Origin of the sequence: Kutzneria sp. NPDC052558 (assembly GCF_044547355.1) — a bacterium.
Taxonomy (GTDB): Bacteria; Actinomycetota; Actinomycetes; order Mycobacteriales; family Pseudonocardiaceae; genus Kutzneria.
Genome location: NZ_JBIUAG010000009.1, coordinates 243714 through 257309 on the forward strand (window position 1 = coordinate 243714; position 13596 = coordinate 257309).

The following is a 13596-nucleotide window of genomic DNA, read 5'->3' on the forward strand; positions in this document are numbered from 1 at the left end:
GGTCAGCGCCGGCCGATGCGGGACTGGAGGTCGTTGAGCAACTGCGAGGTCCGGTGCGGGGCGCCGTCCTTGCCCTGCTGCCAGATCACCTGGCCGTCGGTGCGCATCGCCTTGGCCATCACCACGAGCCCCTCCACCAGCAGGCCGGCGCCGAGGGTGAGCATCAGGGTGTTGCCGCTGTCGGCGTGCGGGTCGACCATGCCCAGCACGAAATTGCCGCCGAGCTTGGCCGCGATGTTCACCACCCACAGCACGATGGAGATGGCGGTGTAGCGCATGTTCACGATGCCGTCGCGCACATACACTCGCACGCTCAGGCCCCGCAGCGCGCCGAGGCCGACGCCGATCAGCGTGGTCACGACGAGGAAGCCCAACTGAACCGGGTCGTGCAGCACATCCTTGGCGCTGGACAGGCCGATCACGGTGAGCACCGCCGGCAGCACCAGCATGCGCTTGGCCTGGGCCGGCTCACCGAGCAGGCGGCGGATCAGCAGGTAGCCGACGAGGGCGATGACGAGCAGGATCTCCAACGGCGCACTCACGATATTTCCTTCCGATCAGTTTCTCGATCAGACTAGGAAAATCGCTGGTCAGGGTCTTGGCACCGCCGCCGTATCTTCGGGCTACGGCCCCGGGTGGAGACCGGTCTCCACCCGGTTGCCCAGCACGTAGCGCACGGCGTCGGTGCGGGAGTGGAAACCGGCCTTGGCGAACAGGTTGTTGATGTGGGTCTTCACCGTGGCCTCGCTGATCACCAGCCGTTTGGCGATCTCCGGGTTGCGCAGCCCCTCGCCGATCAGGCCGAGGATCTCCAGCTCGCGGGCGGTCAGACCGAACGGTGTCTCGCTCGGGGTCGGCCGGGCCGTGGCCAGGGCCAGCAGCCGCCGCTGTACTCGCGGGTCCAGCACGGACTGCCCGTGGCTCGCGCTGCGCACCGCCTGCAACAGCGTTGCCCGGTCCGCCTCCTTGGTCAGGTAGCCCGCGGCCCCGGCCTTGAGCGCGGCCAGGATCGACTCGTCGTCCTCGAAAGTGGTCAGCACCACCACATGCACGTCCGGCGCCAGCTCATGGATCTTCGCCGTCGCCGCCACGCCGCCCATCTTCGGCATGTGCAGGTCCATCAGCACCACATCCGGGCGCTGCTCCCCCACGACCGCGACCGCTTCCTCGCCGTTGGTCGCCGTGCCCACCACGTCCACGTCCTCGGCCAGCCCCAGCATCACCGCCAGCGCCTCGCGGACCGACGCCTGGTCGTCGACTACGACGAGCTTGATCGCCACCGGCCCACCCTAGCGGCCGGCGATGCGGCCGAGCAGCGCGCCCGGGGCTGCACCGTCCCGATGGGCACTCGCGACCTCGACCACACTGAAGACCAACGGCGCCGCCCCCGGCCACGTTGCCACCGACTTCAACGGCCACCGCGGCGCCGGCGCCCCCGAGCAGGGCGCAGCCGTCGTCATCCGACTGGCCACTGTGGACGAAGACGGCCCGTCGGGCGAGGTCTTCCAGGACGACACCAGACTCACCTGGTGACTCACGGCCGATGCCGGGCTCCGCCACCAAGGCCGCAGTGGTGGCCCTGGTGGAGCCGTCGGCCGCGGCGGTGATCGAGGCCGAGGTGGGCCCGCTGACGCCGGTGGGCCGAAGATGGGGCCATGGACATCAACCGCCTGCTGGACGGCCGTCTCAAGGTGCGGCACCTGGTCCTGGTGATCACCGTGGCCGAGCAGGGCAGCATCGTGGGGGCGGCCGAGCGGCTGCGGGTGACGCAGCCGGTGGTGACCCGGGGGCTGCGGGAGCTGGAGCAGATCCTCGGGGTGGAGCTGTTCAACCGGGGGCCGCGCGGGGTGGCGGCGAACGCCTACGGGCGGGCGTTCGTGGACGACGCGCGGGCGATCGTCGCGCAGATCCGGCAGGCCGGGCGGCACGTGGCCGAGCTGAGCGCGGGCATGGTCGGCACGGTGGTGGTGGGCAACCACCTCAGCGGCGCGAACGTGCTGCTGCCGACGGCGATCGCCCGGCTCAAGCGGCAGTTCCCGTACGTGACGGTGGTGGTCCGGGAGGCCACCCCGGACCGGCTGACCGAGGGCCTGCTGACCGGCGACATCGACGTGGTGGTGGGCCGGCTGACGCCCGACGCCGACGAGCGGACCCGCCGGATCCGGCTCTACCACGAGCCGGTCCGGGTGGTGGTCCGCGCCGGGCATCCGGCAACTGAACTGGTCGGTGCGGAGCTGGCCGACCTGATCGACTACCCGTGGGTGCTGCCGGTGTCGCAGACCTCGCTGCGGGGCGAGGTGGAGCAGGTGTTCTTCCAGCAGGGCCTGGGGATTCCGACCAACCGGGTGGAGTGCACCTCCCTGCCGACGCTGCGCACGCTGCTGATCGACGCGGACATGATCGCCACGCTTCCCGCCTTGCTGGCCCGCGACGACCCGGCGCTGGCGGTGCTGCCGGTGGAGCTGCCCAACGTGCACCGGCTGGTCGGCCTCACCCTGGCCGCCGGCCGTGGCCGCAGCCCGAGCCTGGACGCGTTCGTGGGGCATCTGGAGGCAGTCGGCGCGGAGATCCGCGGTTATGTCGATACGAGCATATCTCCGGCTGGTTCAAGCATTGGTCAGGCATAGCTCCCGGCGGCCACGATCAATGCCATGACACGCCTGTTGCAGAACTTCGTCGGGGGAAGTTTCGTGGACGGCGGCGAGGAGTTCGACGACGTCAACCCGGTGGACGGCTCGCTCGTGGCCCGCGTCCAGGCGGCCGATCGCGAGGTGGTGGACCGCGCGGTCCGCGCCGCCCGGGCCGCGCTGGACGGCGCGTGGGGCCGGTTCACCGCGGCCGACCGGGTCGCGCTGCTGCGCCGCATCGCCGACCGGATCGAGGCCCGGTTCGACGACCTGCTGGCCGCCGAGGTCGCCGACACCGGCAAGCCGCTGCCGCTGGCCCGCGAGCTCGACGTCACGCGGGCGGCGGCCAACTTCCGCGCCGCCGCCGACCTGGTGGCCGGGCTGGGCGTCGACTCCTTCCTCACCGAGACGGCCCTGAACTACGCGGTTCGCCGCCCGCTGGGCGTGGTCGGGGTGATCGTGCCCTGGAACCTGCCGCTGTTGCTGCTGACCTGGAAGGTCGCGCCGGCGCTGGCCACCGGCAACGCCGTGGTGGTCAAGCCGTCGGAGGAGACGCCGGCCAGCGCCACCGTGCTGGCCGAGATCATCACCGAGGCCGGGGCCCCGGCCGGCGCGTTCAACGTGGTGCACGGCTTCGGCCCCGGATCGGCCGGCGAGTTCCTGACCACGCACCCGGACGTCGACGGCATCACCTTCACCGGCGAGTCCCGCACCGGCGCCGCGATCATGAAGGCGGTCGCGCCGCGGGTGCTGCCGGTCTCGTTCGAGCTCGGCGGCAAGAACGCGGCGATCGTGTTCGAGGACGCCGACATCGACTCCACCGTGGACGGCCTGGCCCGGTCGGTGTTCACCAACACCGGACAGGTCTGCCTGTGCACGGAACGGATCTACGTGCAGCGCGGGATCTTCGACCAGGTCGCCGCCGGGCTGGTCAAGCGGGCCCAGGAGCTGCGCTTCGGCCGTCCCGACGACCCACGCACGACCACCGGTCCGCTGATCTCCCAGGGGCACCGGGAGAAGGTGCTGTCCTACTACGCGATCGCCGAGCAGGAGGGCGCGCAACTCCTCACCGGGGGCGGGATTCCCGACGTCGGCCGGGAGCTGGCCGGCGGAGCGTGGGTTGAGCCGGCGCTGTGGACCGGGGTCGCCAACTCGGCGCGGATCGTGCAGGAGGAGATCTTCGGCCCGGTCGCCGCCCTGATGCCGTTCGACACCGAACGGGAGGCGATCCGCCTGGCCAACGACAGCCCGTACGGTCTGGCCGCCGCCGTCTGGACGACCGACCTCCAACGCGGGCACCGGGTCGCCGGGGCGATGCGGGTCGGCATGTCCTGGCTCAACACCTGGTACCTGCGGGACCTGCGTTCCCCGTTCGGCGGCTCCGGCCTGTCCGGCATCGGCCGCGAAGGCGGCCTTCACTCCCTCCACTTCTACACCGAGCCGACGAATGTGTGCGTGAAACTGTGAACGCCAAGACAGTGGCCGGCAAGGCCACCCCGCGCGGGCGGTTCCCGCACGTCCGGATCGCCGGCGGCTTCGCCTTCGTGTCCGGCACCAGCAGCCGCCGCGCCGACAACACCATCGCCGGGGCCGAGGTGGACGCCTTCGGCGCCACCACGCTCGACATCCGCGAACAGACCACGGCGGTGATCGAGAACATCCGGGACATCCTCGGGTCGGTCGGGGCCGAACTGTCCGACGTCGTACAGGTCACCAGCTACCTGGTGACCATGAACGACTTCGTCGGCTACAACGAGGTCTACGGCCGGTTCTTCGACGAGAACGGCCCGGCCCGCACCACCGTGGCCGTGCACCAGCTCCCCCACCCGCACCTGCTCATCGAGATCCAGGCAGTTGCCCTGCTGAAAGGCGGCCAGCAATGACCACGCTGAACCCGGCGTTCAACTTCGCCCGGTGGGTCGAGGAGAACCAGCATCTGCTCACGCCGCCGGTGAGCAACAGGGAGATGTGGGCCCCGCAGGGCGACTTCATCGTGCAGGTGGTCGGCGGCCCCAACGAGCGCACCGACTTCCACGTCGACCCGTACGAGGAATGGTTCTTCCAGTTCCGCGGGGACATGCACATCAACCTCCAGACCGACGAGGGCGTGGTCACCCAGCATGTCCGCGAGGGCGAGATGTGGCTGCTGCCCAGGAACACCCCGCACTCGCCGCAGCGCCCCAACCCCGGCTCGGTCGGCATCGTGCTGGAGCGCATCCGCGAGGAGGGCACGCTGGAGAAGTTCCAGTGGTACTGCCTGGACTGCAACGCGCTCGTGCACGAGATCGAGCTCCAGGTGCGGGACATCGTGGCCGACCTGCCGCCGGTGTTCGAGCAGTTCTACGCCGACGAGAACCTCCGCAAGTGCGCCAACTGCGGCGTCGTGCACCCTGGGAAGTCCGCCCGATGACCGTCATCGACATCCACACCCACAATGTGCCGGCGCGGTGGCCGGCGCTGGGCTGGGACGACGCCCCGTGGCTGCGGGTGGACAGCGAGCGCGAGGCCACGATCATGGTCGGGTCGCGGGAGTTCCGGCGCATCCAGGCCAACAGCTGGGACCAGGCGGAACGCCTGGCGGACATGGGATCCGACGGCGTGGACGCTCAGGTCGTGTCGCCGACGCCGGTGTTCTTCTCCTACGAGCGGTCCCCGCGCGAGGCGCTGCGCATCTCGTCGGTGTTCAACGACGCCTCGCTGGCACTGACCGAGCCGTCCAACGGCCGGCTCATCCCGTTCTGCCAAGTTCCCCTGCAGGTCGCGGATCTGGCCTGCCGGGAGCTGGATCGGTGCCTGGACAACGGGCATCGCGGCGTGGAGATCGGCAACCACGTCGGCGACCGCGACCTGGACGACGCCGGCATCGTCGAGTTCCTGCACCACTGCGCCACTCGGGGTGTGCCGGTTTTCGTGCACCCGTGGGACATGCCGTCCTCGCCCCGGCTGAACCGGTGGATGGCGCAGTGGATCACCGGCATGCCGGCCGAGACCCACCTGTCGCTGGTGGCGATGGTGCTCGGCGGCGTGTTCGACCGGGTGCCCGACAGCCTGCGGATCTGCTTCGCCCACGGCGGCGGTTCGTTCGCGTTCTGGTTGGGGCGGCTGGAGAACGCGTGGCACCAGCGGCACGACATTCTCGGCACCTCCTCGCTGCCGCCGTCGGGCTACGTCGGTCGATTCAGAGTGGACAGCGTCGTGTTCGAGCCGGCCGCGCTGCGGCTGCTGGTCGACACCCTGGGCGTGGACAACGTCATGCTGGGCAGCGACTATCCGTATCCGCTGGGCGAACGGCCGGTCGGTCGGGTGGTGCAGAAGTCCGACTTCCTCAGCGAGGCCGACAAGGCCAAGATCCTCGGCGGCAACGCCCTGGAGTTCCTCAAGTGACCGCCTACAACTCGTATCTACGCGCCCGCGAACTGCATTCCCTTCAGCAGCCGGTCAGCGGCACCGAGGGCGAGCTCTCGTTCCTGGTCGTGTGCCAGGTCCAGGAGCTGTACTTCTCCCTCATCGCCCAGGAACTCCGTTACGCCATCGACCACCTCCGCACCGGCGACCTAGTAACCGCCACCTCCACCCTTCGCCGCGCCGACAGCCATTTCACCGGCCTCAACGCCTCCTGGCAGTCGCTGACCTGGATGAAGGCGCACGACTTCCTGCCGATCAAGCAGGGCATGTCCAGCACCCACGGCAAGTCGTCCTCCTTACAGTCGTGGAAGTTTCGCGAGCTCTCCTACCTGCTCGGCCTCAAGTCGGCCGCCCTGGCCGAGCCCGTCGCCGCCATGCCGGAGCAGCACCGGGACCTGCTCGACACCCTGCGCGAGCCCGGCGTCTACGATGCCGTGCTGGATGTGTTGCGGGGCCGTGGTTTCGACGTCTCCGACGGGCCCTCGACCGAGCTCTCCTGGGGCCGCGCGCTCGCCGGCGACCACCCCGACCTGGCCGCCCTCGCCGACGCGTTGCTGGCCGTCGCCGAGGGCTACGCCGAATACCGCCACCTGCACCTGCTGGCCACCCGCCGCACCTTCGGCAACCGCCCCGGCTACTACGGCAAACCCGCCGCGGACTGGCTGGCGGCCTCACTTACCGACCTGCCGTTCCCAGAACTGTGGTCGATGCGCCCAGCGGACCCCACCTAACGCCAGGAAAGGCCGCGCCAGTACGGGGCTGGCGTGGTCAGTCGTCGGGGATGCCGGGGCCACTGAGGGCGGGGACGGTTTCCTCTCGTGCCCGCAGGGACTGGGCGGCGCGCTTGAACTGGGCCAGGCGGTCCAGCACGGTCTGGCCGACGGGCGTGTGGCCCCAGATGCTGATGCCCTGGTAGGTGGCGGGCTCCCAGGTGGACTCGTCGATGGCGACCGGGTTCCAGCCGACCTCCCACTCGAAGCCGGACGGGCTGCGGGCGTAGAAGGAGAGCTCGCGGTCGTTGGTGTGCTGGCCGACCGACAGGGCCATGCCGAAGCCCAGTTGGTGAACCCGAAGGTAGGCCTGGGTCATGTCGTCGAGGTCGGCGACCTGGATGTTGAGGTGCTGGATCCGGGTGCGGATGGGGTCCAGCCGCAGGCCGCCGATGGCCGCGACGGCGACGGAGTGGTGCCGGCTGTTCACCCGCAGGAAGCGGATCTTGAGCTTGACGCCGCTGATGGTCTCGTCGACGTAGTCGGTGAGCCGGGCGTCGAACACCGTGTTGTAGTAGCCACGCACCTTGTGCGGCTCGACCGAGGTGACGGCGATGTGGCCCATGCCGCCCTCGCCGGTGACAAAACCCTTGACCGGTACGGGGTTCACGACCGGCGTGGTGAAGATCTCCTGGGCCAGGCCCTTGGGCCCGGGGAAGCGCCAGAGGCGTTCGACGCCGCGGTGGGCGGCCTCCTCGGCGGTGCCCTCGGTGACCGGCACGCCCCGGTCGACGACCCGGGCCAGGATCCGGTCGAACGTCTCGTGGTCGTCGATGTGCCAGCCGATGGCCACGGCGTCCTCGGCCGGGCCGTAGTGCAGCAGGAACCGGCATTCGCGGTCGTCGAGCCGGAACCGCATGGTCCCGTGATCCAGGTGCTCGACCGGCATGCCGATGGCGTCGACGCCGAATCGCCGCCAGTCGGCGAACTTCCGCGTCTCGACGACCACGTACCCCAGGTGCACATTGCCGAAGACGTCGTTCACGCGGCGCTCCCGATGAACTCGGCGACCATGCTGTTGAACCGGTCGGCGCACTCCCATTGCACCCAGTGGCCGGTGTTGCCGAACAGCATCAGGTCGCAGTTGGGCATGGTCCGGGCCAATGTCGTCCCACCGGACGGACGGTTGACCCGATCCTTGACGCCCCACAACACAAGCGTCGGCACGTCGAGCGTGCGCAGCCGGCGGTCGAGCGTGAAGTCCATGCGCCGCAACGTCTTCAGGCTGGACGGCCGGCGCAGCGGCGGATTGGCGATCACCTCGGGGTCGAGGCTGGCGCGGTACCGCTCGTCCAGCATCGCGTCCGACACCGAAGAACCGTCGAACACCAGGTACTCACGGATGAAGGTGGCGAGCTTCTCCCGACTGGGCTCGGGGTAGTAGCCGAGCAGCCGACGCAAGCCCCGGGTGGGCAACGACTTGGCGGTGCCGATGCCGCCCGGCCCCATCAGAACGAGTCGGTCCACACGGGACGGAGTGTCCAGGGCCAGCCGCAGCGCGGCCGAGCCGCCGTAGGAATTGCCGACCAGGCTGGCGGATTCCAGGCTCAGCGCGTCGAGCACGCCGCGCACGGCCTCGGCCAGCGAACCGAACGGGTCGCTCTGGTCGATGGTCTTGCTGGAGCGGCCGTAGCCGGGCAGATCGGGCACGATCACCCGGAACTGCTTGGCCAGGGCGTCGATGTTGGCGCTGTAGGTCGGCATGCCGGAGGCGCCCGGACCGCCGCCGTGCAGCAGCAGGACGGCCGGGCCGGCGCCGGTCTCGGTCAGGAAGATCCGGTGGCGGCCGGCTTGCACAACACGTTCGTTCATGGGGTTCGCTTCCGGGAGGAGTGGACGAAGCCGTCCGGGCGGAGGGTGATCGTCTCGGCGCGGTGCCGGCGGAGCCAGGCGATGAGCGTGCCAGCGATGTCGACGACGCAGCCGGCTCGGGCGGCGGAGCCGGGCGGCAGCACGGTGACCGCGCCAGCTTCGTCACGGAGGCTGAGGACCGCCCAACCCGGCCCGATGACATCGTCGAGGCGGCGGCGGTCGCCACGGGCGTCGAGCACCCACGGCTGCGGGATCTTGCGGCCGGCGGCCCGGCCGCGTTCGACAAAACCCTTGGTGTAGTGGGCCTCCGGGACCCAGCTCCGGCTCATCACGAGCCGCTGCGACCAGGTGCTGCGGCCGAAGCGGTGAAGCAGCGCGTCCCGGGTCCTGGTGACGGCCGGCCGGCGTTCGGTGATCAGCCGGCCGACCTGTGCTGCCCGGTTCATGGTCGCCCGGACGTGCGGTTTCCGTTCGACCTCGTACGAGTCGAGAACGCTGTCGGACAGCTCCCCGCTCAGCACGCCGGCCAGCTTCCAGCAGAGGTTGGCCACGTCCCGAACCCCGGCAGCCATGCCCTGGCCGATCCACGGCGGCATCGCGTGCGCGGCGTCGCCGGCCAGGAACACCCGGCCCACGCGCCAGCGTTCGGCCACCCGCACGTGGTGGCTGTAGACGACGGCCCGCAGGATGTCGACGTGCTCGTCGGTGATACCGTAGCGGGCCAGCAGCCGCCAGACGTCCTGGGTCAGCTGCTGCTCGCTTTCCCCTGGCAACACGGGGAATTCCCAGCGGTGGTGGCCGAGCGGGGTCGGACAGTCGACGGCCGGGCGGGCCGGGTCGCAGTGGAACCGGAGCCGGTCGTGGCCGGGCCAGTCCCGCTTGACCTTGGTGTCGACGACCACCCAGCGGTCCTCGTAGGTGCGGCCGTCGAAGCGGACGCCCAACTGGCCGCGGATCGGGCTGGAGCCGCCGTCGGCGGCGATCACGTACCGCGCGGTCTCGGCGCCGTCGGACAGGTCCAACTCGACGGCGTCGGGACGCTGGCGAATCGCCTGGCAGGCGGCGCCGAGCCGCACGGTGACGTTCGGATGTCGTTTCACGCCCTGGCGGAGCGTGGTTTCCAGGGCGGGCTGGTAGATGAACAGCTGCGGCGGGTAGCCGTGGCCGCGAGAAGTGAACGCGGCGTCGTAGAACGAGCGGCCGCGCTGGTCGACGAAGCTGATCGGCAGGTCGGGCACCATGTCGCGGGTGAGCTCGTCGGCCAGCCCGATCCGTTGCCAGATCCGGACTATCTCCTCGTCGGTGGAGATCGCCCGGGCGCGGCCGTAGACCTCGGGATCGCGCTCGACGACCAGCGTCGACACGCCGAGCGCGCCGAGCAGGTTGGCGGCGGTGACGCCGGTCGGGCCGTAACCGACGACGGCGACGTCGTAGTGGGACACCGGACCTCGTTCCTGTAGCGATCACTACGGTAATTACTGGAATGGTCGCTACAGTAAGCTGCGTTGTCAAGGAGGTGGTCGCGGTGACCGAGGGACGCAGGCGGCGGGCCAACGGCGAGGAGTCGCGGCGGCGCATCCTGGACGCGGCGGCCGAGGTGGCCGGCGAACGCGGCTACGACGGGACCAGCATCGCCCAGGTCAGCACCCGGGCCGGGCTGCCGGCCAGCTCCATCTACTGGCACTTCAAGGACAAGGACGAGCTCATCGCCGCGGTGATCGAGCGCAGCTTCGCCGAGTGGATGACGGCCTTCGAGCTCGAGGGCGACGACATCGTCGACCTGGTCGTGCGCATCGGCAGGGCCCTGGTCGAGACCCCCGACTTCCTCCGCCTGGGCCTCATGCTGACCCTGGAGCGGCGGCCCCGGGAAGCCAGCGCCCGGCGGGTGTTCCTGGAGGTGCGGGCCAAGACCCTGACGCGGATCCGGGAGTTGGTGCGGGAGTACGCGCCGGAGCTCGGCGACCGTGAGAACGAGCTGTTGGCGGTGTACGCCATGGCGGCGGTGGACGGCTTCTTCGTGGCGGTCGAGATCGGCGGCGATTCCGTCGACCTGGGGGCGCTGTTCGCCTTGCACGGGCGGGTGTTGGTCGACGCCGCGCGGCATCTGCTGGCCGCCAAGACACCGTAGCCACCGAACTGGTGCGGGCCGCCTCGGCTCTGAGCTATGACTCCGGCCACACGTGCAACCCGGGACGCCACTTCGGCGTAGGGACGCCATGGGGAAGCGTGCGGCCGTGCTGGCCGGCAAGGTGGTGGCGGCCACCGCATCGGTCGCGGTGTTGGCCACCTTCGGCGTCGCGTACGGCACCTACGAGCAGCTGCAGGGCCTCGGGTCGTCCTCGGCGATCAACCCGGACAGCCCGAAGTCCAAGGACGGGGCGCAGAACATCCTGGTCATGGGCCTGACCACCCGCCTCGACCTGGACGGCAACCCGCTGCCGCCGGCCGTGGAGGCCGCCCTGCACGCCGGCGACGGCTCGCGCGGCGGCTACAACACCAACACGATGATCGTCGTGCACGTGCCCAACGACGGCAGCAAGGCGACGGCGGTGTCGGTGCCCCGCGACGACGAAGTGACCTTTGTGGACACTCTGTACGGCGAGCGCACCGGCAAGATCAAGGAGGCCTACGGCCTGGCCAAGGCGCAGAAGCAGGAGGAGCTCTACGCCAAGGGCGAGCGCGGCCCCCAGCTGGAGCGGGACAGCCGGGAGGCCGGCCGCGCGGCCACCATCGCCAACATCGAGCACCTGCTGGACATCCCCATCGACCACTTCGCCGAGATCAGCCTGGCCGGCTTCTACGACCTGGCCACCCAGCTCGGCGGCATCGACGTCTGCCTCAACCACGCCACCTCCGACACCAACGCCGGGGCCAACTTCAAGCAGGGGCGGCAACATCTGGACGGCGCGCAGGCGCTGGCCTTCGTGCGGCAGCGGGACAACCTGCCCAACAACGACCTCGACCGCACCCACCGGCAGCAGGCCTTCCTGGCCTCCGTCACCACCAAGCTCAAGGGCCAGGGCGTGTTCGGCAGCCTGGGCAAGATGCAGGACCTGCTCACCGTCGCGTCCAAGGACGTGGTGATGGACAAGGACTGGGACCTGCTCGCCTTCGCCCAGCAGGCCACCGCGCTGACCTCGGGCAACATCGAGTTCCACACGCTGCCGATCCTGGGTTACGGCAAGGACGCCAACGGCCAGGACATCAACAACATCGACGTTCCCACCGTGCGGGCGGTCGTGCACACCCTGTTCGCTCCCCCGGCCGCCACCACCGGCGCCCCGGCCCCGACCACCACGACCTCGGCGCCACCGGCGATCAAGGGCCAGGGCTCCACTGTGGACATCCGCAACGCCGGCGCGCCCGACGGCACCGGCAAGAAGCTGTCGGACGCGTTGGCCGCCAACGGCTTCAAGGCCGGCGAGGTCACCCCCACCGCCAGGCAGGCCACCACCACGGTCTACTACGGCAGCGCCGCCAAGGAGGACGCCACCGCGTTGGCGGCGCTGCTCGGCAACGCCAAGCTGGTGGCCAGCAGCGCCGCCGCCGCGCACCACGTCGCCCTCTATCTCGGCGCCGACTTCACATGGCCGGCAACGCTTTCCGGCGGCGCGACGGCGTCGACGCCGACCTCCGTGCCCATCCCGACCGAAGGCCCTCAGGGCGGCGCGGTGATGGGCGGCGACATCCCCTGCGTCGACTGATACTGCGCTCGCACGGCGGCCAACGCCGCTTCCTCGCCGAAGCCCAGGGCCTGGGCGCTGGTCACGAAACCCGCGGCCGCCGCCCGCAATTGCCGCGCTGCCTCGTCCGGCACGACCCGTTGCGCCACAACGGTTCCCTGCCGGCGGGCGGTCTGCAACACGCCGGCCGCCTCCAGCTCCCGATAGGCCCTGGCCACCGTGCCGGCGGCCAGGCCCAGGTCCCGGGCGAGCTGCCGGATCGTCGGCAGCTTCGCCCCGACGGGCAACTCGCCCGAGCCGATCCGGGCCGCGATCTGGTCCCGCACCTGCCGCCATGGGGCGACGCCGTTGTCCGGCTCCACCGCGATCTGGACCAGGTCAGCCATTGCGCGCCGGCACCTGTCCGCGCAACCCGCTCCAGAACGCGAAGGCACTGGCCATCACGCCCCACATGACCAGTCCGTACAGCAGCGCAACGGCGCCAACGGTGGCTGCCGTCTGGTGCCACCTGCCGATCATGTAGAGCGCGCCGGCCAGCATGGTGGCCGCGAACATCGTGCCGATGCCGATCACGACCCGGGCGCTGCGCAGCCGGAGCGCCCGGTCGACCACAGCGTCGCCCGCGGCCGGGCGGGCCACCGTCAGCCAGGCCACGGCGTACACCGCCGCCGCGCTGGCGATCACCAGCAGCACCTGGCCCCAGACCGGCGGAAGGCCGGCCCCCGTGCGGTCGTCCACGTCGGCCCACAGGATGCCGGCCACCGAGAGCACGACCGTGGCCAGGTGCACGATGATCATCCACATCGGCAGCACGTCACGGATGGTGCGACGCTCCAACGTGGCCACCCGAACCGGGCCGTTGACCGGCCGCAGCATCGCGATCAGCTCGCCCAGCAGCAGCGCCGCCAGCAGCCACCCGATGTAGGGGAAGTACGCGCTGGGAAACGCCGCTTGGCGTTGACTCTCGTCGGTGAGCCCGCCGATCAGGCCGGCCACGATGATGAGCACCACGTAGAGCACACGCCGGTGGAGCAGGTAGAGCCGGGCGATGCGGCCCTGTTCCGGGGTGGACTCGGCCACACCCCAGTTGCGCAGCAGCCGCGGTCCACTGCGGACGGTCGGCCAGAGCACCAGCAGCACCACCGCGGCGAACACCACGGTGACGCCGACGAGCAGCAGGATGTGGTTCATGTCCACCCCAACTTTGTATCAAAGGGTCGACACAATGCTGACACAAGAGCCGGGCTCGCGCAATTCGCGTTGACTCTCCAGCTACGTCAGCCCCTAGCGTCCGCCGCC

The 13596-nt window shown here is 70.3% G+C and carries 16 protein-coding genes; 9 read left to right on the plus strand and 7 right to left on the minus strand.

The window, feature by feature from the left end; genetic code table 11:
• Positions 1-2: 2 nt before the first annotated feature.
• Together ACIG5F_RS19055 and ACIG5F_RS19060 are read right to left on the minus strand one after the other, a co-directional pair.
• Positions 3-542: a DUF1453 domain-containing protein gene (locus ACIG5F_RS19055; protein WP_396519046.1), complete on the minus strand. Its 540-nt coding sequence runs from the start codon at positions 540-542 to the stop codon at positions 3-5.
• Between the two features lie 81 nt (positions 543-623).
• On the minus strand, positions 624-1280 hold the full coding sequence (locus ACIG5F_RS19060; RefSeq protein WP_396519048.1) for a response regulator: 657 nt from the start codon (positions 1278-1280) through the stop codon (positions 624-626).
• Positions 1281-1302: 22 nt separating this feature from the next.
• Between ACIG5F_RS19060 and ACIG5F_RS19065 the strand changes: the two genes are divergently transcribed.
• From ACIG5F_RS19065 to ACIG5F_RS19095, 7 genes are all read left to right on the plus strand, one after another.
• Entirely contained in the window at positions 1303-1533 is a 231-nt protein-coding gene (locus ACIG5F_RS19065) for a hypothetical protein (RefSeq protein WP_396519050.1), read from the plus strand.
• Between the two features lie 122 nt (positions 1534-1655).
• The gene (locus tag ACIG5F_RS19070; RefSeq protein ID WP_396519051.1) at positions 1656-2627 is read left to right on the plus strand and encodes a LysR substrate-binding domain-containing protein; all 972 of its coding nucleotides are present in this window, start codon (positions 1656-1658) and stop codon (positions 2625-2627) included.
• Positions 2628-2651: 24 nt separating this feature from the next.
• Positions 2652-4094, plus strand: a complete 1443-nt coding sequence (locus tag ACIG5F_RS19075; protein ID WP_396519053.1) for a 2-hydroxymuconic semialdehyde dehydrogenase — start codon at positions 2652-2654, stop codon at positions 4092-4094.
• On the plus strand, positions 4091-4510 hold the full coding sequence (locus ACIG5F_RS19080; protein ID WP_396519055.1) for a RidA family protein: 420 nt from the start codon (positions 4091-4093) through the stop codon (positions 4508-4510). The genes ACIG5F_RS19075 and ACIG5F_RS19080 overlap by 4 nt, the downstream gene beginning before the upstream one ends.
• Positions 4507-5037, plus strand: a complete 531-nt coding sequence (locus ACIG5F_RS19085; protein ID WP_396519057.1) for a 3-hydroxyanthranilate 3,4-dioxygenase — start codon at positions 4507-4509, stop codon at positions 5035-5037. The genes ACIG5F_RS19080 and ACIG5F_RS19085 overlap by 4 nt, the downstream gene beginning before the upstream one ends.
• The gene (locus ACIG5F_RS19090) at positions 5034-6011 is read left to right on the plus strand and encodes an amidohydrolase family protein (protein WP_396519059.1); all 978 of its coding nucleotides are present in this window, start codon (positions 5034-5036) and stop codon (positions 6009-6011) included. The genes ACIG5F_RS19085 and ACIG5F_RS19090 overlap by 4 nt, the downstream gene beginning before the upstream one ends.
• On the plus strand, positions 6008-6763 hold the full coding sequence (locus ACIG5F_RS19095) for a tryptophan 2,3-dioxygenase family protein (protein WP_396519061.1): 756 nt from the start codon (positions 6008-6010) through the stop codon (positions 6761-6763). Before ACIG5F_RS19090 ends, ACIG5F_RS19095 begins: the two co-directional genes overlap by 4 nt.
• Before the next feature lie 37 nt (positions 6764-6800).
• Here ACIG5F_RS19095 and ACIG5F_RS19100 read toward each other — a convergent pair whose 3' ends face one another.
• From ACIG5F_RS19100 to ACIG5F_RS19110, 3 genes are read right to left on the minus strand one after another with little or no spacing between them, the layout of a single operon-like run.
• Complete coding sequence (locus tag ACIG5F_RS19100) at positions 6801-7787, minus strand: VOC family protein (RefSeq protein ID WP_396519063.1); 987 nt, start codon at positions 7785-7787, stop codon at positions 6801-6803.
• Positions 7784-8614 carry an alpha/beta fold hydrolase gene (locus tag ACIG5F_RS19105; RefSeq protein ID WP_396519065.1) on the minus strand — a complete coding sequence of 277 codons (831 nt, stop codon included), beginning with the start codon at positions 8612-8614 and terminating at the stop codon, positions 7784-7786. Before ACIG5F_RS19105 ends, ACIG5F_RS19100 begins: the two co-directional genes overlap by 4 nt.
• A complete protein-coding gene (locus tag ACIG5F_RS19110) occupies positions 8611-10056 on the minus strand; it encodes a bifunctional 3-(3-hydroxy-phenyl)propionate/3-hydroxycinnamic acid hydroxylase (protein ID WP_396519067.1) in 1446 nt (481 codons plus the stop codon). The genes ACIG5F_RS19105 and ACIG5F_RS19110 overlap by 4 nt, the downstream gene beginning before the upstream one ends.
• Positions 10057-10139: 83 nt before the next feature.
• Between ACIG5F_RS19110 and ACIG5F_RS19115 the strand changes: the two genes are divergently transcribed.
• Both ACIG5F_RS19115 and ACIG5F_RS19120 read left to right on the plus strand, forming a co-directional pair.
• A complete protein-coding gene (locus ACIG5F_RS19115; protein WP_396519069.1) occupies positions 10140-10742 on the plus strand; it encodes a TetR/AcrR family transcriptional regulator in 603 nt (200 codons plus the stop codon).
• A gap of 88 nt (positions 10743-10830) precedes the next feature.
• Positions 10831-12318 carry an LCP family protein gene (locus tag ACIG5F_RS19120; RefSeq protein ID WP_396519071.1) on the plus strand — a complete coding sequence of 496 codons (1488 nt, stop codon included), beginning with the start codon at positions 10831-10833 and terminating at the stop codon, positions 12316-12318.
• Here the strand turns inward: ACIG5F_RS19120 and ACIG5F_RS19125 are convergent.
• Together ACIG5F_RS19125 and ACIG5F_RS19130 are read right to left on the minus strand one after the other, a co-directional pair.
• Positions 12273-12683 carry a GntR family transcriptional regulator gene (locus ACIG5F_RS19125; protein WP_396519073.1) on the minus strand — a complete coding sequence of 137 codons (411 nt, stop codon included), beginning with the start codon at positions 12681-12683 and terminating at the stop codon, positions 12273-12275. The two genes, ACIG5F_RS19120 and ACIG5F_RS19125, sit on opposite strands and share 46 nt — an antisense overlap.
• A complete protein-coding gene (locus ACIG5F_RS19130; protein ID WP_396519075.1) occupies positions 12676-13488 on the minus strand; it encodes a hypothetical protein in 813 nt (270 codons plus the stop codon). The genes ACIG5F_RS19125 and ACIG5F_RS19130 overlap by 8 nt, the downstream gene beginning before the upstream one ends.
• Positions 13489-13596: the final 108 nt, after the last annotated feature.